Annotated in this window: 20 protein-coding genes and 2 pseudogenes; 12 read left to right on the forward strand and 10 right to left on the reverse strand. The window is 51.8% G+C overall.

Annotated elements, in window-relative coordinates:
* Window positions 1–24: 24 nt before the first annotated feature.
* On the reverse strand, window positions 25–366 hold the full coding sequence (locus RC74_RS09735) for a phasin family protein (protein ID WP_039001355.1): 342 nt from the start codon (window positions 364–366) through the stop codon (window positions 25–27).
* Window positions 367–831: 465 nt separating this feature from the next.
* Here RC74_RS09735 and RC74_RS09745 point away from each other — a divergent pair, with 465 nt between their 5' ends.
* Together RC74_RS09745 and RC74_RS09750 are read left to right on the forward strand one after the other, a co-directional pair.
* On the forward strand, window positions 832–1,956 hold the full coding sequence (locus RC74_RS09745) for a site-2 protease family protein (RefSeq protein ID WP_039001353.1): 1,125 nt from the start codon (window positions 832–834) through the stop codon (window positions 1,954–1,956).
* Between the two features lie 82 nt (window positions 1,957–2,038).
* A complete protein-coding gene (locus RC74_RS09750; RefSeq protein WP_039001352.1) occupies window positions 2,039–3,574 on the forward strand; it encodes a PAS domain S-box protein in 1,536 nt (511 codons plus the stop codon).
* Here the strand turns inward: RC74_RS09750 and RC74_RS09755 are convergent.
* Window positions 3,571–4,308, reverse strand: coding sequence for a response regulator (locus RC74_RS09755; RefSeq protein WP_039001351.1), 738 nt, complete (start codon window positions 4,306–4,308; stop codon window positions 3,571–3,573). The two genes, RC74_RS09750 and RC74_RS09755, sit on opposite strands and share 4 nt — an antisense overlap.
* A gap of 189 nt (window positions 4,309–4,497) precedes the next feature.
* Between RC74_RS09755 and RC74_RS09760 the strand changes: the two genes are divergently transcribed.
* The gene (locus tag RC74_RS09760) at window positions 4,498–5,178 is read left to right on the forward strand and encodes a helix-turn-helix domain-containing protein (protein WP_062628193.1); all 681 of its coding nucleotides are present in this window, start codon (window positions 4,498–4,500) and stop codon (window positions 5,176–5,178) included.
* Window positions 5,179–5,186: 8 nt separating this feature from the next.
* Here the strand turns inward: RC74_RS09760 and RC74_RS09765 are convergent, their stop codons facing one another.
* The 3 genes and pseudogenes from RC74_RS09765 to RC74_RS22955 form a co-directional block, all read right to left on the reverse strand.
* Window positions 5,187–5,600: a DUF3775 domain-containing protein gene (locus RC74_RS09765; protein WP_039001571.1), complete on the reverse strand. Its 414-nt coding sequence runs from the start codon at window positions 5,598–5,600 to the stop codon at window positions 5,187–5,189.
* An 11-nt stretch (window positions 5,601–5,611) separates the two neighbouring features.
* A pseudogene (locus RC74_RS22945) lies at window positions 5,612–5,913 on the reverse strand (DUF2267 domain-containing protein).
* Complete coding sequence (locus RC74_RS22955; RefSeq protein ID WP_156477437.1) at window positions 5,882–6,172, reverse strand: hypothetical protein; 291 nt, start codon at window positions 6,170–6,172, stop codon at window positions 5,882–5,884. Before RC74_RS22955 ends, RC74_RS22945 begins: the two are co-directional and overlap by 32 nt.
* A 137-nt stretch (window positions 6,173–6,309) precedes the next feature.
* On the opposite strand from RC74_RS22955, the gene RC74_RS09780 reads away from it, so the two are divergent.
* The 4 genes from RC74_RS09780 to RC74_RS09795 all read left to right on the forward strand — a co-directional run bounded on the left by RC74_RS09780 (window position 6,310) and on the right by RC74_RS09795 (window position 10,008).
* A complete protein-coding gene (locus RC74_RS09780) occupies window positions 6,310–7,464 on the forward strand; it encodes a hypothetical protein (protein WP_156477438.1) in 1,155 nt (384 codons plus the stop codon).
* 10 nt (window positions 7,465–7,474) lie between these two features.
* Window positions 7,475–8,914, forward strand: coding sequence for a DUF1254 domain-containing protein (locus RC74_RS09785; protein WP_039001553.1), 1,440 nt, complete (start codon window positions 7,475–7,477; stop codon window positions 8,912–8,914).
* A 93-nt stretch (window positions 8,915–9,007) separates the two neighbouring features.
* Window positions 9,008–9,793, forward strand: coding sequence for a DUF2092 domain-containing protein (locus RC74_RS09790; protein ID WP_156477439.1), 786 nt, complete (start codon window positions 9,008–9,010; stop codon window positions 9,791–9,793).
* Window positions 9,794–9,795: 2 nt separating this feature from the next.
* Window positions 9,796–10,008 carry a hypothetical protein gene (locus tag RC74_RS09795; RefSeq protein ID WP_039001554.1) on the forward strand — a complete coding sequence of 71 codons (213 nt, stop codon included), beginning with the start codon at window positions 9,796–9,798 and terminating at the stop codon, window positions 10,006–10,008.
* 163 nt (window positions 10,009–10,171) lie between these two features.
* Here RC74_RS09795 and RC74_RS22135 read toward each other — a convergent pair whose 3' ends face one another.
* The 5 genes from RC74_RS22135 to RC74_RS09820 form a co-directional block, all read right to left on the reverse strand.
* Window positions 10,172–10,321, reverse strand: a complete 150-nt coding sequence (locus RC74_RS22135; protein ID WP_156477440.1) for a hypothetical protein — start codon at window positions 10,319–10,321, stop codon at window positions 10,172–10,174.
* Window positions 10,322–10,610: 289 nt separating this feature from the next.
* A complete protein-coding gene (locus RC74_RS09805) occupies window positions 10,611–11,183 on the reverse strand; it encodes a YdeI/OmpD-associated family protein (protein WP_039001556.1) in 573 nt (190 codons plus the stop codon).
* A 384-nt stretch (window positions 11,184–11,567) separates the two neighbouring features.
* Complete coding sequence (locus tag RC74_RS09810; RefSeq protein WP_039001557.1) at window positions 11,568–12,773, reverse strand: tetracycline resistance MFS efflux pump; 1,206 nt, start codon at window positions 12,771–12,773, stop codon at window positions 11,568–11,570.
* A 281-nt stretch (window positions 12,774–13,054) separates the two neighbouring features.
* Window positions 13,055–14,659, reverse strand: a complete 1,605-nt coding sequence (locus RC74_RS09815; protein WP_236940053.1) for a mechanosensitive ion channel family protein — start codon at window positions 14,657–14,659, stop codon at window positions 13,055–13,057.
* Between the two features lie 703 nt (window positions 14,660–15,362).
* Window positions 15,363–15,917: a cupin domain-containing protein gene (locus RC74_RS09820; protein WP_039001558.1), complete on the reverse strand. Its 555-nt coding sequence runs from the start codon at window positions 15,915–15,917 to the stop codon at window positions 15,363–15,365.
* A gap of 265 nt (window positions 15,918–16,182) precedes the next feature.
* Between RC74_RS09820 and gabT the strand changes: the two genes are divergently transcribed.
* The 5 genes and pseudogenes from gabT (at window position 16,183) to RC74_RS09850 (ending at window position 23,496) form a co-directional block, all read left to right on the forward strand.
* Window positions 16,183–17,529 carry a 4-aminobutyrate--2-oxoglutarate transaminase gene (gene gabT / locus RC74_RS09825; RefSeq protein WP_052274754.1) on the forward strand — a complete coding sequence of 449 codons (1,347 nt, stop codon included), beginning with the start codon at window positions 16,183–16,185 and terminating at the stop codon, window positions 17,527–17,529.
* Window positions 17,530–18,155: 626 nt separating this feature from the next.
* The gene (locus RC74_RS09835) at window positions 18,156–19,112 is read left to right on the forward strand and encodes a TAXI family TRAP transporter solute-binding subunit (RefSeq protein WP_039001560.1); all 957 of its coding nucleotides are present in this window, start codon (window positions 18,156–18,158) and stop codon (window positions 19,110–19,112) included.
* Window positions 19,113–19,237: 125 nt separating this feature from the next.
* Window positions 19,238–22,008: pseudogene (locus tag RC74_RS09840) on the forward strand (TRAP transporter permease).
* Between the two features lie 12 nt (window positions 22,009–22,020).
* Window positions 22,021–22,452: a universal stress protein gene (locus tag RC74_RS09845; RefSeq protein WP_039001562.1), complete on the forward strand. Its 432-nt coding sequence runs from the start codon at window positions 22,021–22,023 to the stop codon at window positions 22,450–22,452.
* 69 nt (window positions 22,453–22,521) lie between these two features.
* Window positions 22,522–23,496 carry a carbon-nitrogen hydrolase family protein gene (locus RC74_RS09850; protein WP_082802238.1) on the forward strand — a complete coding sequence of 325 codons (975 nt, stop codon included), beginning with the start codon at window positions 22,522–22,524 and terminating at the stop codon, window positions 23,494–23,496.
* The last annotated feature ends 11 nt before the right edge of the window (window positions 23,497–23,507 follow it).

Here is a 23,507-nt window from a genome sequence, read left to right on the forward strand (position 1 = left end):
GGGCGTGGAGTGGCGGCGATGGTCCTAGTTTTTAGATGACTGGTTAGGGCGCGCTTTTACGGCCATCTCTCCGCTCATTTCGATCAGTTTCCCAGTCTCGACTTGATATTGGTCGAAGGCTTTTTGCATAAATTGCGCCTGTACGCGCTGGGCTTCGGAAATTGATTTACAGTGCAACAAAGCATGCTGCGTCTGGACATCCTCTTTAATGCGTTCGGCCACAAAAGAAGTGATCTCATTCCCTAAACTGGCTAGATTTTCGAACCATGTGGTTCCCATCCAGCTGACGGGGGTCAGCGGCCTAAAGGCAGCAAGCGGATCGAAGGCGTCTGGTGTTTTTTTCGAGGTTTCGGTCTTGCGGTCCATTTTGGTCTCCTTCGAGTTTTGTTGCGAACAAATGCAGAATATAGCGATATTGAGTTTTCGTCTTGATCAGTGTAAAATCTCCTGCACAAACCTATGGGTTTGGTTTGAGGACTGCCCGCCAAATTTGGGTGCAGATCAAAAGAAACCTGTTTTTTCAAATCCCTTGTATCAGTTCATGCCTCGCGCGTATTGGGGCAGAAAGTTCAAAGTTTTGATCTCGCTCAATGGCGGCACTGAAAAACCTGCGCAAACTGCGAGGCGAAAATCAGCGCGCTCATGTGGACAATGGGCGGGGAAGAAAACAGATGCAAAACGGATTGAGAACTCTGCAGGGCCAGAAAACGTCGATGAGTGTTCTCGTCGGATTTAGCACGCTTACAGGCTCGCCACTGAACGCATGCGCCCGAAAAACGATGGCCAATTGGTTGAGATCCATTGTGCGATCGAGGTCGAGAGGGCGCGCGCATGTGGGGTAAGGGTGTTAAGATTACAAGCATCGATGGCTTTGATATCAAAGTGGATGCAAGCTGGCTTCTTATTGCGACATTGATCGTTTGGAGCCTTGCGACTGGCTATTTTCCAAGCAAACTACCCTTGGCGGACCCATCAACACTTGTGGGTCTGGCAGTGATCGCAATGCTGGGGCTGTTTGGCTCCTTGATCCTTCATGAACTCGCTCACGCGGTTGTCGCAAGACGCTTTGGCCTTAATATACACGGGATTACGCTGTTTTTGTTCGGAGGGGTCGCCGAACTGCAAACCGAACCAACGGATGGTCGGAGTGAATTTTGGATCGCGATTGCTGGTCCCATTGCGAGTCTGTGTATCGCCTTGGGGTTCTGGGGAGGCGTTCAATTTTTGACTGTTGTTGGATTTCCTGAGGCGGCGCAATTGGTTTTTCAATATCTGGCGACCGTCAACCTCGTCCTAGCGATCTTTAACTTACTGCCTGCATTTCCGATGGATGGCGGACGTGTGTACCGCGCTTGGCTTTGGACACGCTCAGGCAATCTGTTGGCGGCGACCCGATATGCCACAACGGTTTCGGCCGTTTTTGCCTATATGTTTATGATGCTTGGTTTTTATGCGGCTTTCTCAGGCGATTTGGCTGTGGGTCTCTGGCCGATCCTGATCGGGCTTTTCTTGCTGGCCACGTCGCGCGCGGCCCTTGCGCGGCTTGAAACTGAGATTGCGCTGGGCGCGCGGACGGTCGAAGATTTGATGACCCGTGCCCCTTGGACGGCGCGGCCCTACCAAACATTGTCGGAGGTGGTGGATAGCGTCTTTTTGGAACACGGAGTCATCTTTGCGCCCGTAATCGAGAACAACACCCTTCTTGGCTATGTAGATTTTCCTTTGGTTCAGCGCATTGATCGCGAAAACTGGGCCACGACAACGGTGGAAGATGTGATCGAAAGTACCAGAGAGGAAAACACGGTTTTACCCGATATGCAGGGGCGTGATTTGATGGAACAGATCCTGAAAACGGGTCGCCGCAAATTCCTTGTTGCAGGTGAATATGGCCTTGTTGGTGTGATTACGCTTTCCGATTTACTCGCCTATTTGCGTGTTACGCAAGAAATTGGCTAGTAAGCTAGGCGGTCTCGTGGCAGATTTGTTAAATGCTTATTCATTGGCTTATTAACAGTAAGCTTGTCGGGGGTACCCCAGTTTGACAATTGATGACCGCGCCTTGCTGCTTGCGACGCTGGACGCTGCGGTTGATGCAATCATTGTATCCGACCGCAAAGGTGTCATTTTGCGCCTCAACAAAGCAGCGGCGGAAATGTTCGGCTGGCCCATAGACAAACTGATCGGCCAAAACGCCCGCATCCTTGTTCCTGGCGGCACGGCGGCACGGCATGAAGATTTTATTACCACCTATCTCCAGACTGCCAAAAAGGAGATCACTGGCTCTGGCCGCGACGTTGAAGGGCTGCGCGCGAACGGAACCGTTTTCCCACTACATGTTTCCATTGGAAAGGCCGATATCCAAGGCGATGTCGCTTTCGTTGCAATCGTGCATGATTTGACCCGCCGAAAGGCGACCGAAGAGGCCTTGGCGCGGTCGCAACGCATGGAAGCCATCGGCCAAATGACGGGGGGGATTGCGCATGATTTTAACAACCTTCTTACGGTCGTGATCGGCAATCTCGAACTGCTCCAAATGAAGTCAGAAAATGAGGAAGGGTTGGCGTTGATTTCGGATGCGCTGGAGGCTGCTGAACTGGGGGCGGATCTTACGTCTCGGTTGATGGTGGTTTCGCGTAAAAGTGCCCTGACCTGCGAAGTGATCGCGATGAACGATGTCGTCAAACACTCCATGGCAATTCTGAAAAGGACCATCACTGCGCGCATCAATATCCAAGCGGATTTGGCAGACAATCTATGGCCCACGCGCGCCGATAAGACACAATTTCAGACTGCGATTTTGAATTTGGCCCTCAATGCGCGCGACGCGCTGTCCGAGGGGGGGCGGATTCATATCGACACGCGGAATGTTACGCTGGACGACACCTATATGGCGCAGGAAATCGGTGTGGAAATTGGCAACTACATCCGCTTGTCTGTCAGTGATAACGGCGAGGGTATGTCGCGCGAGACGCAACGCCATGCCATTGATCCGTTTTTCACGACTAAGCCCGTTGGCAAAGGGACGGGCATGGGACTCTCGCTCGTTTATGGCTTTGTGAAGCAATCGGGTGGGCATCTGACGATCTATAGCGAACTCAAAAAAGGCACGACAATCAACCTTTACTTTCCTGCGCTGATTGGGGTGGATGAACTAAAGACTCTGACAGAAACTGTTGATTATAAGTTTCAAAATATTGGAGAAGGTCGACGTGTGCTTGTGCTTGTGGTTGAGGATGATCCGCGTGTCCTGCGTTTGTCCCAAACACGTCTTTTGGCGCTTGATTTCGAATGTATCACCGCGACTTCGGGCGATATTGCGTGGGATATTTTACAGGCCCGAGACGATATTGATCTGGTTTTTACAGACCTTGTTATGCCCGGGAAACTGTCGGGATATGACCTTGCTAAAAACGTCGTAAAACACAGGCCTGATGTGCATGTGATGATAACGTCTGGTTTCTCGGAAGGCGTGTTATTGGGGGGGCGGGTTCGTGAAGAATTCAAAATTCTGCGCAAACCCTATCGCCAAGCCGAGCTAGTCGAAGCGCTTCAGGCGCTACTGGAGGACGACTAACTCTTAGTTGTGGGAGTTTCCGTTAGGGTGTAGCCAATGCCGCGCACTGTTTTTATGAGGAGTGGAGTGGCGGGGTCGCGCTCGATCTTCTTACGCAGACGCGCGACTTGGTTGTCAATCGTGCGATCAAGGGGCGCCCATTGTGGCCCGTCAATGAGGTCCATCAGGCGATCCCGCGATAGGGGGCGTTTGGGATGGTTCAAAAAGGCGACGAGGAGTTTGAAATCGGCCGTTGTAAGATCGCAGATTTTGCCATCTCGGTCTTTTAGGATCATATGATCAAGGTCAACGGTCAAACCGTCAAGGTTGAGCGGCGCGGTGCTTGATGACGCGCCCGGTTCATGTGTCAAATGGCTTGGAACCTGCCCGTCAGAACGGCGCAAAACGGAGCGCACACGGGCCAAAACTTCCCTGACATGAAAAGGTTTGGGCAGATAGTCGTCGGCACCAACCTCTAGCCCGACAATGCGGTCGATCACATCATCTTTGCCCGTCACCATAATGATTGGAACGTTGTGCGAGCGGCGAATATCGCGCGCAATATCCAAGCCGTCATCTGCGCCAAGGTTCAGATCCAGCGTCATTAAATCGGGGATACTCTTTGAAAATGCGTCCCGAACGCCGTCGCTGTCGCTCGCCTCGCGCACCGAATACCCACCCTCTTCGAGGCAACGTCGAAGAAGTGCACGAACCTTAGGGTCATCATCAACAACGAGGATACTCTTTGAAATCACTGAGAACGCCCTGTCATAATTCGGACTGAGAATATTAAGAGACAATACTGAAAACGCTGGCAAATAGCTAGCTATAGGTTGTTTTCCCGAGGTTTTGATACAATTTGATACAAACCGTTACGAAACCGCGAGATCGGATGCGACGATATACTGCGAAAATGGGAGGTCATTTCTCTGGGGGGAACTAGCATGTACGTTACATTTTCGATGGAGCAACAACCGTTTTCATATACACCGTTTTTCAAAGTCCCGCGTAAAATTCTTACGAATGCGCCAAATATTCGAAGATTTCCATCAAGTGCGAATTTATTTCGGGAAGGGGATAAAGCTGAGCATGTTTATGAGGTTAAGTCGGGGGTTTTGCGTTTGGCCCGCGTGCTTGCGAACGGCCGCAGACAAGTTATAGCCTTTGGATTGCCGGGCGACATTGTTGGATTTCCCAATGGCGATTTTTATCATACGGACTGCGATGTGGTTTCGTCAGCGGAGGTCATTGCACACCGACTCAGTGAACTTGAGAGTGCAAAGGGTGATTTTGAAACACAGCATCGCCTAATGCAGGCGGCCTTGCGTGAAATTAGCAGCATGCAAGACCATGTCATGATGCTCGCGTGCAAGTCAGCGATGGAAAAGGTCGCGTCGTTCCTTTGTGTCTTATCTCTACGGACGGGCACACCAAGCAGCAACTATACCGATTTTTCTCTGCCGATGTGTCGCGCCGATATCGCTGATTTTTTGGGTCTGACCATCGAAACTGTCTGTCGGATGTTTAGCCTTTTGCGCAAAGAGGGCACGATTGCCCTTAACACGCCGCAAACCGTGGTGGTTTTAGACATGGAAGCCCTCATCGACGCCTCTCAATCTGACTAGCTTGCGGGCTAATATATCCCATTTTGGAGCAAGTGATCATGTCCTAATTCCTCAAGGCCGTTGGTGATGTCGTCAGCAGCCAAAGGGTGGGACAATAAATAGTGGGCGGTTGGTAGGAAGGAGCGCTTTGCTGCGAGGGACAAGGCCTCCTCCCAGTCCGCTTCACCGAAATCGCCGCGCCCGACCCACAACAACGCAACCAACTCGTATTGGTGATCGGGGATCATTGCGTCTATTTCCTCAATAAGTTTCTCGTGGGACGGCTCCGTACCAACTTCTTCGTTCAGAGTGATATGATGCGATTCTGGGAGTGCATTGTCGCGGGCATCACGCGGCGTGTCTTCATCACCCAGCGTTTCCGCGCGCATTTTGAAGAGGAGCCGGCGCAAGAAATCCGGTGCGATTGTCAAACTGTTAACCATTTCAAACCCCATCAGTCTGGCCACATTTCACAGATAGATTTTGGCAGTCCAGCTTTCACATCCCTGATCTCGCCTTCGGAAATCCTGTTGTTCAGCGTCCTGAAGACGGCCGCAATATCTTGTGCGCCACGCCAATCCTGAACTTCCGAAACTTGGGCTTCGATTGCCGCGATAAAATGCTCCGCCTTTCGATCACGTAGGGGGTATGCGCGAGGTTCCACCCCTCAAAAAACATGCCACGCACCAGCAGAGGCATCTGGGCCGAGAGCTGCACCGCTTCCTCATGTTGCAGGTGATCGCGAATTTGCGCCATTGTCACGCGCAGCAGACGCAGGGCATCTCGACTGCTGCTCCCAAGCTAGTCTATCGCGCAATTCGTTGATCCATTCATGGGTGAGTTGCACCGTATGGTCGATCACTTCCAATCCCTGAGCCGACATCGTGCCCTCCCTTTCTGGCGCGTGTTTTACCTGTTGCGGGCGCGACATCAGCTGGGCAATTAGCGATTCAAAAAGTGCCAATGGAATCCGCTCACTAGACTTAAAGCGCAGTAAAAAGCTATCTGCTGTCAATATGTAACCGCCGATCATGCGGTCAGTGGTCTCGGTATGGTTTTGGCCGATGAGTCTGACAAAAACGAACTCTCAGAACGCGGTTCCCATTCCAACCACAGCGAATATTTTTACTCTTGCTTCCTTCCAAAGGTTATGTGGATAACCAGAACATTTCCAAGCGCTTCATCGGCAGCTCTAACTTAAATTTGCTGCCCTACGGTATGATTGTACAAACGTGGTCTAATCAAATCGTTCTTTTGGATAGTGCGACGGGCCGAATTGTCAAACACAACACCCTGCCAACCGGCGAGGTTCCCATTTCTTCGGTCAATTATAAACACGTGACAATTGCGCCTGATGGCACGCTGATCCTCAAGAGCCAGACCCGTCCCATTGGCTGTAATATTCCAGGAACAATGCGGATTATTAAATGTTCGGCACAAGGCATGACAATGCCGAATTCGCACCTCGCAGCAGTCGACCCAAACACATTGGAAGTCCTCCATGACTTGGACCTTCCTGCCCCTGCAGCCTCGCCGCATATCATTGACATGCTCGCGGATCAGATCGCGATCTATTTCGGAACGACCGAAAAACTGTATCGGTATTTCTGGGATCCTACCGCCAAAAAGCTGAGTGCGGATGAAAGTTGGGACGCCTCAGGTATCTTGTCCGAGGGACAAACCGCGTTAACGGCGCCCACGATCATGGGGGAATGGGTGGCTGTCCAAACGAATGGATTGTTTTCAACCAAAGCGGCCTCCAGCGTTGTCGTCGTGCATAAAAACGACGCGAGCAAGCGAGCGGTCATCTACCCCTTTGGCGATACGCTTGCAGCAGGCGAAATCAGTTTTGCGCCTCCCAAGGCTGGTGGCGATCCCGAAAACAACATGGTCTATTCCGCCGATATGGGGATGAGGAAAATCGCGGGAATTAAACTCGACCAAGCAACAGGCGCGATGGAAACAGCCTTTGTTATCGACGACATCTCGAACACATTTCAACCGTCGATCGGCCCCAAAGATAAGCGTGTGTTAATGGTAACCAGCATTCGATTGAAATCTGACAGCCAAACAATTCTTGAATCGGACTTTACCCAGAACCAATACACCGAACAATTGACGTGGCGCGATGCCGCCACGGGTAAATTACTGGCGGAATCCGATTTTTATGCGCCTTTAACCGTCAATTCCCTGACGACACCCGGCTACGGCGGACGGACATATTTTCCGACGGCAATGGGGCGTGGTTTCTATGTGTTGCAGGTCATGCCAAAGCCTGCGCCACAACAAGCTCCGGCTGGGAACTAGGGGGAACGACATGACTTTTCGATTTAGCAAAACCCGTCGTGCCGTTTTGTTCGGTCTGGCAATGGTGGCGGTTGCATTTGCATTTGCAACCCCACCCACCGCCGTGGCTGCGCAACCCGTCACCAAACACCCAGACGCGATTGCGTTAGAGGCTTATTATTTTCTCTACCCGCTCATGGTGATGGACTATACGAGGCGTCAATTGTCGAATGTACCCGCTGGCCACCCGGGGCTTGCCGCACCGATGAACACTTTCGCGGCCTCGCGCGGGTTTCCCACCCCAGAAATGCACTCGGTTCCAAGGCCAAATTTTGACACGCTATATTCCCCAGCGTGGCTTGATCTGACACAGGGGCCAGTCCTCATTCAAACGCCCGATACTGGCGAAAGATATTACGTTGCGACCCTTCTGGACATGTGGAGTGAGGTCTTTGCATCGATAGGATCGCGCACAACGGGCAACAAGGCTGGGAGCTTCTTTGTAACGCCCCCTGACTGGAGCAGCGCCATGCCCGAAGGCCTTCCAAAGGGCACAATCGAGATTGCAGCCCCCACCACATATGCTTGGCTGATTGGGCGCACACAAACTAACGGCGAAAAGGATTTTGACGTCGTTCATGCCCTGCAAGATCAGTTCGCGTTAACGCCTTACGGCAGCGACGGCACGCCCTTGGAGATGAAAGCCTTCGAGCAAAACGCAAGCATCGACATGAAAACGCCACCAAATCTACAGGTTGAGGCCTTAACGGGCGTTGAATTCTTCACCCAAGCAGCGGAATTGCTCAAACTGCAACCCGCACATCTGATTGATTGGCCTTTTGTCGAGCGGATGCAACGGATTGGTTTGGTCGCGGGAGAAAGCTATGACGCCTCCGCGCAATCCGAAGGGGTTGTAGCTGCCCTAAATGCGGCCCCCGCTGAAGCTATCACAGAAATGACTTGGAAATTCCCGCGTATGTCGTCGCCGATCAACCAATGGTCCATCATGACTGGCGGCATCGGTACCTACGGCACCGCCTATTTCCAAAGGGCCGTAATCGCCAAATTCGGGCTTGGGTCGAACGTTCCACAAGACTCCGTTTACCCGCTTACCTTCACCGACGCAGATGGCAATGCATTGGACGGAAATAATGCCTATGTCCTTCATTTCGATAAGGCAAACTTGCCCCCTGTCGAAGCTTTTTGGTCGCTATCCCTTTATGACAATGACGGCTTTCCCATAGCCAATCCAATAAACCGCTACGCAGTATCAAGCTGGATGCCGTTAACGTATAATGCAGACGGATCGCTTGATATTTATATTCAATCTGAGGCACCCGATGCCGAGAAAGAAGCCAATTGGTTGCCTTCTCTAAAGGCTGGATTTGGGTTGAATATGCGTTTATACGCACCCATGTCCGATGTCATTTCTGGCAAATGGGCTCCGCCGGCGGTTGTGAAGGTGAACTAAAAATCAATTGGAAATCCCTTGCAATTACGAAGGGAGAGCGTACGGTTTTTGAACTGGCGCTCAATAAATTAACGATACAATCAGGAGTGATAAATGGCTGACAAAATTAAACGCTTGCGCATAGGGGTTGCCGCAGCGGGGCTGGGGTTTGCATTCTTGGCGCCCACGGCGATGGCGGATGAAGCAGATGCGGATCGCCTTCTTAAGGCGATGTCGGACTATCTAGCCGCGACCACAGAGTTTAGCTTTGACTATGACGCGACACTTGATGTTGTTTCCGTCGAGGATCAAATCATCAGCTTTGCCAGCTCTGGCGAAGTCGCTTTGGCGCGTCCAGACAAGTTTCATGCGACCAGAGTGGGTGGGTTTACCAACATTGTCATGAACTATGACGGCTCGAATTTCAGCGTATTGGGTAAAGATGCGGGTGTTTACACCCAGTTGCCCATTTCAGGGTCAATTGATCAATTGGTCGATACCCTGCGGGAAAGTTATGGCCAGCCGTTACCCGCAGCCGACTTGCTCACCACGGATACATATGCCGCGTTGATGGGGAATGTCACGGATGTCAAAGACTTTGGTAGCGGCGTTATTGCTGGCCAAGAGTGCGACCATCTTGGACTTCGCACCGATGAAGTTGATCTGCAAATTTGGATTGCGCAAGGCGATCAGCCTTATCCTTGTCGGTATGTGATTACCACGCGCGGTGAAAAACAAGGGCTGCAATATAGCTTGAACATCCGCGATTGGCGCACTGGCGAAACTTTGGCTGACGATGCGTTTACTTTCATGGCGCCTGATGGGGCCACCGAAGTAAGCATTGAGGACTACAAAGAGCAAGTCAGCGAACTGCCAGACTTCATCAGAATGGGAGAATAACAATGAAACTAGGTCGTCGTTTTATAACACTTGGCGTTTCTGCGGTTCTTATTGCTGGAACATTGGAGCTGGGAGCGCATTTTGATGTTCCAGGCGTCAAAGGCATTGCAACCCAAGCGGAAGCCAGAATTGGTCGTCCCCTGACCCCAGTAAGCATTGCTGGTGTCGGGCGCAGAACCGTCCGCAGATGCGCAGTCGGCATCTATAATTGCTAGTAGTCATTCACCAGTGAATTGCTGGGAGGCTAGGGGCGCAATCCTCTAGCCTCTTTTTTGTTAACGTGCCGTCGCAGGTGCTCGTTTAGGCCACTTTCTGTTCGACAGCACGGCCTGCCAATGCCGCTTTGATATCAAAAATTTTTGAAACACAGTAACCAGCTTATGCAGATTTATTTTTTGCCTTCTTACCAGTCATGGTTGGTCGCTCGCCATGTTGCGCACCGGAACCTTTGAGCGCTTGATACCAAGCAGGTTTCTGGACAGGATTTGCTCCCGGGCGTTTTACTTTCGGCTTTTTTGGTTTAGGCATTGAGTATCCTTTCCGGATTTCGGCCTGAGATATAAGATATGTGATCTGATTGATACCGCCAATTTTAAACTTGGGTTGGGTGACCGCAAGAGCGGCGCTACAAAGGTCCGCTGTAAAACACCGAATTTGAAAGATCGAAGTGGTCCCAGCGAATGTCCGCATTGTGAGTGCCGCGCAGAAACGATGGCGCACGGCTCAAGGTCAGCAATGGGCCGTTCAGGTTGGTTGGCCTGTGTTTCGCTCAACGTGGGTCGCTGCGCCCGCGACCACTGCAACTATTCTGTAGAGACTATGCCTTCTTTCTCAAGGGTGGTATTTTTTGTCCAGATTCTGACGAAGAAATTAGTACGCCAAGCCTTTTTAGACGTGTTTCTTCTTTCTTGGCGCTCATGACCCACCAAATAGAGTCTCTTTTGTAGGAGGGGGCGAGATTGGTGAAAAATGACCATGCGGACTGGTTCGCTTCGATCTGCACCTCATACTCACGGTCAAGCGGAACGTTTCTGTGCTCACTGGAATAGCCTTGCATATCGGTTCTGCTGTTAAAGAGGTGCAGCCCTGCGGGTTTCATTTTCCCTAGTTGCAGGAGTGTTTCGACCTTCTTTACGTTCACCGCACTCCACACACTTGTTAATTTGCGTGGGGTAAAGCGTATCTTATAACTATGTTCATCAATGGTTTTTCGAATACCGTCGATCCACCCATAACAAAGAGCGACATCAACGGATTCAGACCACGTATGGCTTTCGCGTCCTGTTTTCTTCCTGAAATATCCCACCCAAAGTTCACTGGCTTGGGCATGATGTTCATCCAACCAATCGGTAAACTCTTCTTGGTTTTTGAAAAAAACTGCATCTACCATTCTTGTCTCCATCGGTGGTTCATCGCCCCAGCGAAGCTGGAAGGGGTTCCTTGTTCTTTAAACGCTCTTGGGCCTAGATCACACCCTGCCGTCCCAGCAATCCAAACATCGCCTGGTTCGTTTCTTCAGGCGTTTTCTTCTGAATTCAATGACCGAAATCCAGATCGATCACCTCCACATTTGACACAAAAACTGTGAAGGTAACCGCCTTCGCGACTGGATCATGATCACCTCCGACAATAAGTGCCAGTTACAGTCAAGGTTTCTGTGTAAATTGATACTGCCTGTGAACCCTGATGCTTCAAAACGGAAGCTCGTGTAACGCGTGGTATTTTCATCTGTGAAGCTTGGATTGGCTAACGGTTTGTTGGACCACGTCGATGTTCAGGCGGAGGCGTGCCCCCGTAGGCGAAAGACCAACGGCATCATAACAAGAACAAGAACGGCCGCGAAGAAGAAGGGGGCACCCGGCATGTAAGTGCCCTCGGCGTTAACGGATGTCTGAAACAGTCCCGTCATCACGAGGGGCGACAGGATTGCGGCAAGGGATGACAGCGAAGCGATAACGCCCTGCACGACACCCTGCCGATCGTCATCCGTCTGGTTCGATGCCATAGCTGTCATCAATGCAGGTACAAGATCCGACAACGCTGCAAGGATAAGAAAGACCACCAGAGCCGTAATTGACCCCGTGAAGCCAAATCCAATCATCCCGATCAGCGCCGAAATCATGCCCAGCATCAAGGTACGGAAATCCCCGATCCACCTGATAAAAATCGGCATCAATCCCCCCTGTACAAAAGCCAAAAGCACGCCGTAGGCCGCGAGCGAAAGCCCAATATAAAGTGTCGGCCAATCGAACACTTCGCGGGTCCAGAAAGCCCAAAGCGTTGGGTAAACCATGTTGGCAAATTCGAAGATGAAAATGCAAAGCAGTGGCACAGCAAGACCCGGCAAGCGGAATGCATCGAAAATCGATTTGAACGGGTTGAGGTCGCGCTTGCCAAAAGGGCGGCGTTTTTCTGGCGTCAAGCTTTCTGGCAGCACAAAAAACCCAAACAAGGCGTTGCCCGCCGCCAAGGCCGCGGCGATCCAGAACGGAGCAGAGAGGCTGATTTCAGCGGCAATACCACCCAAAGCGGGGCCAAGGACAAAGCCGATCCCGAATGCAGCGCCGATGAGGCCAAAGTTCGCAGCCTTTTCTTGCGGGGAAGACATGTCAGCAATATAGGCCGTCGCGGTAATGTAGGTCGCCCCAGCGAGGCCTGCGAGGGACCGTCCGAGAAGGAGCAGCCAGAAACTATCGGCCAAAGCCATGATCACGTAATCCAGTGCCAACATAACGAGCGCGGCGATCAATATCGGTCTGCGGCCAACAGCGTCCGAAATGCTGCCGACGATAGGCCCACTCAGGAACAACGCGCCTGCATAGGCTGCCATGAGCAACCCGCCCCACAAAGCGCCTTGTCCGGTGTCACCCGCACCCACGCGCTCCATCAAGTCCGGCATGATAGGGAATACGATGCCGATACCGATGGCGTCGATCATCAGCGTTATGAGAATGAAGACTAAGGCACGGTTTTTGAACATATCACCCTATCGGATGGAGCCTTCTGAAAAGCAAGACAAAAGAGGTGTTGTTATGCGACACCTCATCCTAGATCGCGTCTTCGACGTTTAGAGTTTCGCCGCCAAATGGAACGAATGCGTCCTACGACAATGTCCGTGAAACGCCGCCGCAATTTATCGATCAGTGACCGGACTGCGAGACTGAACAAATGCAGTGGCTTTGAAAATATCGATCTACATTCAAGGCAGGCAGAACCAATTGTTGTTCTACTTTCTAACGCCTAGTTAGCCGCCATTTACTATCAACTGGCGTGCGCTAATTTTCCGTCCCAAATCTCGGCCGATATTTTTGGATCAATAGGATCGGCGATGTAAGACGGGGTCATGATCTGTACCTTGTTTTCATTGAATACGGCAACGATATTCCTGTGAAGGTCGGACGTAATCTTAGGGATGCTCGACCCTCGTGTGGTGAAGGCATTGACCTGATAATTTATCGCGAAGTCAGCAAGTTCGGTCCAAAGTACAAAAGGCTCTGGGCGGCTTTTCAACCCATCGGTTCGCTGCGCGGCCTCAATTAGCATCGCCTCGATTTTTTCAGGGGTCTCTTCATAGCCGATCCCGACAGTGGTATGCAGAAGCAGGCCACTGCCATGCACGCGCTTTGTATAATTGATCACTTCAGAGTTCAACATTTTCGCATTGGGAATGCTGATCAACTCGTTTTTGACGGACTTGATATGTGTCTCCATCAATTTTATCTCGACCACGTCGCCGACATGGGCCCCAACTTTGATCCGGTCACCGATATTCATGCTGCGACGGTAGATCACGAACAGACCGGACAACACGTTGCTCATCACCGAGTTGGAGCCTAGGGACAGCATCGCGCCCACGAGGAGAGACAGCCCTCGAAACGCCGAGGAATCCGACCCCGGGACATAAGGAAAACAAAATACAATCGCGATCAAGATTACGGCCACTCGCAGAATATTAAATGTCGGATCGACCCAGTGTTTTTCGAAATCCCCGAGCGTAATACTACCCGCGGCCACCGCATCGAAAAACACCCGAAGCCCGCGAATTAGGAAGCGCGCCAATAGCGCTATCAACAAGATCGTGACGATGTTCGGCGCGACCGAAGCAATTCCGAGCGCAATTCTGAGGACGGGGCCCGTGACATGAGTTAGCAAAAGATTCGCCATCGGGCGGGTTTCGGCAACGGCAAAGAGTACGAAAGTTAGATAATAATATAAGCCCAGAACAAACATGATCAGTAGGATAAACTTAAAACCAAAGAGGATGAGTGCGGCAATGGCGCGAACCTGAACCATTTTGTTGGTTGCCAATTCAAACGAGGAAAACTGCCTTTGAACGACGATACTGATCCATTTGTTGCCTTTCTTACGCAGCAACAGCATGGCTCCACAAAATACCAGAAACACCAGGGTCCACATCCCGACTTCAATTGCGCTGTCAGCACGCGCGTCGTCGGTCCGGTCTGCCCTGTAATTTGAAATTGCCTCAGAAATAGCATCAGCATGCAGCCCCGCCAACACGGGCAACGGCAGCTTTTCCATATCTGAATCGGCTTGGGTCACAGTCGAAATAAGGTTTACGCCAGCAAAGATTTGATGTCCAAGCGCATCCTCGCGGATGTCCATTTTTAAATTCTTGATTGCGCTGGATCCTGCGACGTCAAGTATTCTCGTCTCAACAATTGCAGCACGTTCAGCCGCGGGCTGCGCGCTTGAACCGCGCAGGAAAAACAACTCATCGCCCTCTATAACAACAGGTGCCAAATAGACGTCATCAACCTTTCCGACGTTTGCCGTAGTCTCCTCGGACGTGGTTTTTGTCTGGGCATGCAGAGGCAACGCCAGCAAAAACGATCCGATAGCAATCAACGAGAATAACCTGAGCCAGTGGAATGGCGGTTTACGGGATACTGTGTCTGATTTGCGGAATTCCATTTTGGATGAATATATCGACAATTCGAAACTGCCTAGAGGAGGCCCCGCAAACTAGGCCATTCAGGCGGGAATAAGCCAACGGGCGCAATTTGACATCAACTCAAAACGCGCAACCTTCAGGGCGCCTCAGCGCCTCCCATAGGTCTCTCAAAATTAATTCTGCCTTGATGGATTTGAAGAATGTTCCCACTATGGAATTGCCCGGCAGGGCTATGCGCAGCATGATCCCGAGAGGGGTAGCAATTCCCTTTGTCGGTCAATGGATGGTGGCTTTTTTTAACTCCTCCTTCTCCCCGCGAAGCAGAAGAACTGTCTTCCGAAGGCGCTTGTTCTATTTGTAGATATCTTGATAAGGCCCAAACATAAGGTCATCGTGCTGGTGCTTCTGAACCGACTTGTTCAGTGTCAATAAAGCCACGCCTAAATCTGATGCAACTTGTGGCCGTGTCTGGCCGCTAGTTGTTACGATGCTGACTGCATCACGCCTGTGTATCTCGGTGCCATTTCTTGTCTTCTTCATAGCAAACATTGCTCGAAAGAGACCGGACCTGAACCGTGACAAGACTAGCCCGTTTGAAGTCCCTGTCTGAGTTCAAACATAGAACTCGTTTGGTACGTGGGATCCGAGTGCTGTAATCTAGAACGTTGGAGGGGTGCAGGCGCTGATAACCCTGCACGTCTCATTTCCAACATTGCGGAAGCGATGAGGCTTGCGGCTGTCAAATAGGTATCCCTCGCCAGTTTGAAGGACTTTAACCTGATCGCCGACAGTGATTTCGATTTGGCCTTGAATAACAACCCCGACCTCTTCCCCTGCATGCGCCAGAAATTCGGGGCCTGTATCGGCACCTACTGGATAGGTCTCATCCAGCATTTGCAGGGTATGCCTGCTGGCATCTCCAATCTGTCGAAGCGACACGGCTGAGGGCCCGAATTGCGGCGCGACTTCGACGAACTCATCAGAAGTAAAAAAAATCTTTGGTTCGCTAAGCTCTTCAATAGTTGTGAAAAACTCTGCAATGCTTATGGGAATCGCATCTAGCAAACTCTTGAGTGAAGCGACAGAGGGACTGGTTTTGTTCTGCTCAATCAGACTGACGGTGCCATTCGTTAGACCCGCACGCGCGGCAAGTTCCCGCTGCGACAACCCGTGTGCTTTTCGAATCTCTTGCAGCCGGTCGCCAATGTCCATTTTGCTATTCCTATGCAGATTTCCGCAATTATCTAAGAAGATCAACTTCCTACAACGGTTGCGCGTACAAACTCAAGCGGTCAAAAAAATGATATGCGCCCAACTGATCCTAGGCGATCCTTTCCTTCTTGGCGAATAGATATTGACAGTTAAATTAAACAGGGTATGGAAATATTAAACGCCCCTCGTTGGGAGAGCGGTGACCCGTTGGAAAGGACGTCATTAAATGGCCAATACAGTCAAAAAGAAATCAACTAGAACGGCAATGAAACGCAAGTCGGTTATCGCAATTGTACCGGATGCCGCTCCTCTGAAGCAATCCAATGCGTCGTTGATTGCCAGACGAGAGGCCGCCGTTGCGCGTGGCGTGGCTTCTGCGGCACCGATCTTTGCAAAATATGCGGAAAACGCGGAACTTTGGGATGTTGAGGGCAATCGCTATGTAGATTTTGCGGGTGGTATTGCCGTTCTCAACACGGGCCATCGTCATCCAAAGGTCGTCGCTGCTGCCAAAGCGCAAGAAGATCATTATACGCATACCAGTTTTCAAGTTGTGCCATATGAGCCCTATATTGCCTTGGCCGAAAAGCTGAATGAACTTGCTCCGGGCGATCATGCCAAAAAATCGCTGTTGGTCACGACTGGTGCCGAGGCCGTCGAAAATGCGGTCAAAATTGCGCGGGCGGCAACAGGGCGTCCGGGTGTGATTGCTTTCACAGGCGGATATCATGGTCGCACGCTGTTGACGCTCGGGATGACGGGTAAGATTTCACCTTACAAAAAGGATGTGGGTCCATTTCCATCCGATATTTACCGCGCGCCTTTTCCAAGCCTTCGCGACGGTATCACTGTGCAGGATGCACTGACCGGATTGCAAAACCTCTTCCTGACAGACGCGCAACCCGAGCGGATCGCAGCGATTATCATTGAACCCGTCCTCGGGGAGGGTGGCTATACGCCCGTTCCCTTCGAAATGATGCAAGCGCTTCGCGCAATTTGCGACCAGCACGGAATTATGTTGATTGCGGATGAAATTCAGGCGGGATTTGGTCGGACAGGCACTTGGTTCGCGATTGAGCATTCTGGCGTCGTACCCGATTTGATTACCGTCGCTAAATCGATGGCTGGTGGCTACCCGATTGCAGGTGTCATTGGCCGCGCAGAGGTGATGGACGCAGTAATTCCGGGGGGTCTGGGGGGAACCTATGGCGGTAACCCCGTTGCATGTGCCGCCGCTTTGGCCGCGATCGAAGCTATTGAGGAAGAGGGTCTTTTGGCTCGTTCCACAGCGCTTGGAGAATACTTCCGGACACGCTTTGCGGATATCGGCGCACGTGTTTCGCCCTACCGGATGTGGGATATTCGCGGTCTTGGCGCAATGTTGGCGGTCGAATTTGTGACAGATTTCGAAACGGCAACGCCCGATGCGGCGCTTACGAAATCTGTGGTTGCACACGCACTCAAACGGGGCCTAATTCTGTTGTCCTGTGGCATGCACGGCAATGCGCTGCGCATAATGGTGCCGTTGACCGCCTCGGACGCGATCATTGACGAAGGTCTTTCAATCTTTGAAGCTGCATTAACCGACGCAATGGCTGAATTGCACGGATAAGCGTTACAAAAGAATTCAATTTAGGCGGGCTTTTGCGTCCACCTAAATTGATCAGCTATGTGGATAAGCTGTCTCGTGGCGCCATGAACAACCGTGTTCATCGATACCCTTTGGGTCGCGTCCCAGTAGGGTTACACGCAAAAGTTGCATCACTGGTGATCGTCCATGGGTTGGCATGGCGGATGATTTGTTGTGGATTTTGAGAATCAGCAGGATCGCAAAGGCTGGTCATCCGATCTATTCGTTGATTATCGTCAGTGTGTTACGAATAACTCACGCCATTTCCGTGTTATTTTGGCCAGACATTTATTGCTATGGCGTGGCAGGCGAACATATCGACAAAGAACGGGCTGAATGCGCTTGAATTTTACGCAATACTCATCGGATTGTTGAAAATAATAAACATAATTGGTGATTTTTTGTGAATTTAGTTGCAGGAATCGCGCCGTTTCGTCAGTCTCAAGGAATATTCGCTCGTTAGTGTGATCAAACATACTGGGAATTATTTGAATTAGGGGCCGTTACTGGGTCCCAATTAGGCGTGGAATCTTTGTCAGGTTTCGTTGTTTAATATCAGATCCTCTTTCTAGGAGGACGTGACACAACTTTAGTATTGGGAGATAACTATGAGTTTTTTAAAGTACGTGGCGTTTGCCGGAGCCATGATGGCCGGGACCGCTTCGACCGCGCAGGAGCAATTCATCACGATTGGTACCGGCGGCCAAACTGGCGTTTACTTTGTTGTAGGCCAATCAATTTGTCGTCTGGTGAACCGCGGCACGGCTGAACACAACTTGAAGTGCACGGCCCCCTCAACAGGTGGGTCCATTGCCAATATCAACGCGATTATGGCGGGTGACATGGATATGGGCGTCGCCCAGTCCGATTGGCAATATCACGCCTATAATGGCACGTCCGAGTTTGAAGGCAATAAGTTCGATGACGAACGAGCTGTATTCTCTGTGCACGGCGAGCCGTTCACAGTGATCGCACGCGCGGATTCTGGTATCAAAACCTTCGCTGACCTAAAAGGCAAACGCGTCAATATCGGCAATCCCGGTTCGGGCCAATATGCTACGATGCAAGTGGTCATGGATGCACTTGGTTGGACAATGGACGACTTTGCTTTGGCGTCTGAGTTGAAGCCAGCCGAGCAAGCAGCCGCACTTGGCGACAACAAGGTTGATGCGATCATCTATACGGTGGGTCATCCGAATGGTTCGATCCAAGAAGCAGTATCGACAGTTGATGCGGTCCTAATCCCTGTGACGGGTCCCGAGATCGACGAGTTGATCGCAGAAAACCCTTTCTACGCCGCAGCGACTGTCCCCGGCGGTATGTATGAAGGGTCCCCTGATGACATCAACACATTTGGTGTGAAGGCGACGTTTGTAACGTCGGCAACAGTCGATGATGAGGTCGTGTATCAAGTTGTCAAAGCTGTTTTCGACAATTTTGACCGGTTTAAGCGCCTGCACCCAGCCTTCGAAAATCTGACCGAAGAAGGCATGATCGCCGATGGTTTGTCCGCTCCGCTACACCCCGGTGCTGAACGGTATTACAAAGAACGCGGTTGGATGTAATCCACACTTGCGCAAAATGGCGGCGGCCTGAAAGGGCCGCTGCTGCTACGGAATCTCACAACGAGACCTAAAATAATTAATCAACAGATTTTTTACCTGACGTGTGCAGGTGACGGGGGACCGACATGACGAATGACCCAAACCAGCAGAAAAATGCGCGCGTCGAGGCCGAAGCCGAAAGCCGCGGCGGACTTAACCAAGCCGAACTGGATGCGCTGGTCGCATCTTCGGACACGGGTGGTCGCGGTTCGACTGGTTCTGTTGGGACTTTCTTAACATGTGTGGCGCTATCTTGGTCGCTGTTTCAGCTTTGGATCGCTTCGCCTATTCCTTTTATTGTTGGCTGGGGTGTCTTCAACGATACTGAAAGCCGGTCAATCCATTTGGCCTTTGCCCTTTTCCTCGCCTACGCAGCCTTTCCTTCGGCGAGGACGAAATTCCAAGTCGGACTTGGGATCACCGTTCCCCTTTTTCTCGCGTTCCTGTTTATGACAGGGGCCAAAGACGGCACAGCGACGTGGTGGATACCCATCATCGCATTGGCCATTGTGGCCGCAGTTATCCTAGGGTCCCCCAAAGACCGCGTACCGGTTTGGGAATGGGCGATGGCCGTTATTGGGGCGCTCGCAGCACTCTATCTGTTCGTCTATTACCGTGATATTTCCAGCCGCGTTGGCGCGCCAATCATGCAAGACTTCGTGGTTGCTGTGATTGGTCTCATGCTGCTCTTAGAGGCGACCCGTCGCGCCTTGGGGCCTGCGCTGATGATCGTGGCCACGGTTTTCCTTGTCTACACTGTGCTTGGGCCAAATATGCCCAGCATTATCGCTCATAAAGGCAACAGCCTGTCAGAGATCGTGAACCACCAGTGGATAACCACCGAGGGCGTGTTCGGGATCGCGCTGGGCGTTTCGACGAGTTTTGTGTTCTTGTTCGTTTTGTTTGGATCGCTTTTGGATCGTGCTGGCGCGGGGAACTATTTCATTCAAGTCGCCTTTAGCTTGATGGGGCATATGAAGGGCGGCCCTGCAAAAGCAGCGGTTGTCTCGTCTGCGATGACGGGTTTGATCTCAGGGTCTTCGATTGCCAACGTTGTCACCACGGGCACATTCACCATTCCGCTGATGAAGAAGGTTGGTTTTTCCTCGGAAAAAGCGGGCGCGGTTGAAGTTGCGTCCTCGGTGAACGGTCAGATTATGCCGCCCGTTATGGGTGCAGCGGCCTTCTTGATGGTGGAATACGTCGGTATCCCGTATTTTGATGTGGTCAAACACGCCTTTCTTCCGGCGGTTATTTCCTACATTGCCCTTGTTTATATTGTGCATCTTGAGGCGCTCAAAGCGGGCATGGAAGGCCTGCCACGGGCCTATACGCCAAAACCCATCGTGCAACGCCTGATTGGTATTGCTTTTACCATTGCCGTGATCTGCGCCATTTCCTTTGCGGTTTATTACGGCATGGGGTGGATACGTCCTGCCTTCCCTGAAACGGCGGCCTATATCATCTTTGCATTCATTACATCGATCTATGTTGGTTTGCTCTATGTCTCCTCCAAGGAAGAGCCGCTGGAATTGGATGATCCAAACGCACCCGTCACAGCCTTGCCGTTGCCGGGTCCGACGATCCGGTCCGGCCTGCACTTTATCCTGCCGGTTGTGGTGCTGGTTTGGGCGCTTATGGTTGATCGCCTCTCACCTGGTTTGTCGGCGTTTTGGGCAACAACTTACATGGTATTCATCCTTTTAACCCAGCGGCCACTCACGGCGATGATGCGCAAACAAAGTGGTCTTGGAGCCGCAGTGAAAGAAGGATTTTTCGACCTCATCGACGGTCTGGAAACCGGCGCGCGCAACATGATCGGCATCGGTATCGCTACGGCGACGGCGGGTATCATTGTGGGCGCTGTTAGCCAGACGGGCGTTGGATCGGCCTTGGCGGATGTGGTTGAGGTGCTTTCGGGCGGCAATATCCTTGCGATCTTGTTCCTCACGGCCATCCTGTCGCTCATCCTTGGTATGGGTCTGCCAACAACCGCCAACTATATCGTGGTATCGGCTTTGTTGGCCCCTGTCATCGTAACGCTGGGCCAGCAAAACGGGCTGATTGTGCCTCTAATCGCGGTCCACCTTTTTGTGTTCTACTTTGGCATCATGGCCGATGTGACGCCGCCGGTGGGGCTTGCCAGCTTTGCCGCCGCCGCCGTTTCTGGTGGTGATCCGATCAAGACGGGTGTGATCGCGTTCTTCTATAGCCTGCGGACGGCCGCTTTGCCCTTCCTGTTCATCTTCAACACGGAACTGCTGCTGATTGATGTGACGTGGAGCCAAGGTGTCTTTGTCTTTATCGTGGCAACCTTTGCGATGCTGCTGTTTGCGGCCGCGACACAGGGTTGGTTCTTGGCCAAGAACCGCTTCTATGAAACTGCCGCCTTGTTGCTCATCGCGTTCACGCTGTTTCGCCCCGGGTTCTGGATGGACATGGTCGCTCCCCCTATGTTGACGAGCAACCGTCCGAGATTGCTACTGCAGCCATGAACACGCCGATCGGTGATGATTTGCGCCTGCGTGTTGCTGGTGTGAACGACCTTGGGGATCCGATCGAATTTGTTGCCGTGTTGACCATTCAAGACGGGGCAACGGGTGAAGAACGGTTGGAAAATGCGGGACTTGTGTTCCGCAACGAAGGCGACACGCTTATGATTGACGATGTGACGTATGGCAGCGCGGCTGCCACTGCAGGTCTAGACTGGGATCAGACAGTTTTACAGGTGCTGCGCCCCGTGGGGCAGCCCTCTAAATACCTGATGTTCTTACCAGCCTTACTGCTTTTGGGCTTGGTTGTCTTCTTGCAACGCCGCCGCACTGGGCACCCGATCCGCAAACAAGCCACCGCTTAAAGGAAACAGACCATGTTCAAAAACGTATTGCTTACACTTGATCTGAATACCAAGGCGTCTTGGGAAAAGGCACTGCCTCAAGCGCTGGAACTGGTGACGGCTTCAAAAGGCACTTTGCATGTCATGTCGGTGGTTCCGGATTTGGGCACGCCGATGGTTGAAAGCTTCTTTCCCTCCGACTTTGAATCCAAGGCGATCGCTGCGGCAAGTGCAGCGCTGGACGGGCTTGTGAAGGCGAATGTCCCTCAGGGCGTGTCGGTCAAACAGCATCTCGCTTTTGGCAATATCCACCATAAAGTGTTGGAGGCGATCGAGGAAACGCAGTGCGATCTGGTCGTTATGGCGTCGCACAAGCCAGATAGCGTGCGGGAATTCCTAATTGGGTCAAATGCTGACAGAGTTGTGCGCAGATCACCAATTTCAGTCTTGGTAGTAAGAGCTTAAATACATGCCAATCGCAGAGGCTTTAATAGCTCATCCTGGGCTGCTCTATCTGCAAGGAGTACTATCCCTATGACCCCTTTCGCTATTGCTGGCATTCAAATGCACGTGAATGCCCTTCACTCCAATGTCGATGCTATGATGCATCGTCTGGATTTGTTGATGATCCGTTTTCCATGGACACAAATGGTTCTTTTCAGTGAACTTGCGCCTTTTGGCCCGCTGGAAAAGTTTAAACTTCCGCAAGAAAACGCTGTTATTGATCGGTTCTGTGAGGCGGCCCGTCGGTACAAAATATGGTTGATCCCGGGGTCGATGTTCCTAACTCACCCCGAAAACAGTGGGGTTTATAACACTTCGCTAGTGATTGACCCCAATGGGATTGTCGTACGGCGCTATGCCAAAATGTTCCCGTTTTTACCCTACGAGGCAGGCGTCACGCCCGGAACGGAATTTTGCGTTTTCGACGTGCCTGATGTGGGCCGGTTTGGTTTGTCGATCTGTTACGACATGTGGTTTCCGGAAACGACGCGGCAACTGACCAGCCAAGGCGTTGAGGTGCTGTTGCATCCGGTGTTGACGGGCACAACAGACAGGGACGCTGAACTGTCGATCGCGCGGGCGACCGCAGCTCAATTCCAGTGCTATGTCATTGATGTGAATGGTTTGGGCGCGGGTGGTATCGGTAAATCCTGCGTTGTTGATCCTACGTCTCAGGTGCTGCACCAATCCGGCGGCCAAGAAGATATGTTCCCGATCGAGGTGGATATGTCGATGGTGCGGCGCCAGCGCGAAACCGGCTTCAAAGGCCTGGGTCAAGTGCTGAAAAGTTTTCGGGATCGTTCGGTGGATTTCTCGGTCTATGACCGGACCAGCGGAACCGATAACTTTTTGAAAGCGCTTGGGCCGCTGGAAGTGCCACTCCAAGGCTCCCGTTCGGGCTTGTATGTGGATGAGCCCGCAATTCTCGACGTGGAACCGGAGTTGGCTATGCCCACACCAGAATATGTCGAACCGGCCATTACTGACAAAAAAATAATCGGCTGATCTGCGAGGTC

Source organism: Falsihalocynthiibacter arcticus (assembly GCF_000812665.2).
Lineage (GTDB): Bacteria > Pseudomonadota > Alphaproteobacteria > Rhodobacterales > Rhodobacteraceae > Falsihalocynthiibacter > Falsihalocynthiibacter arcticus.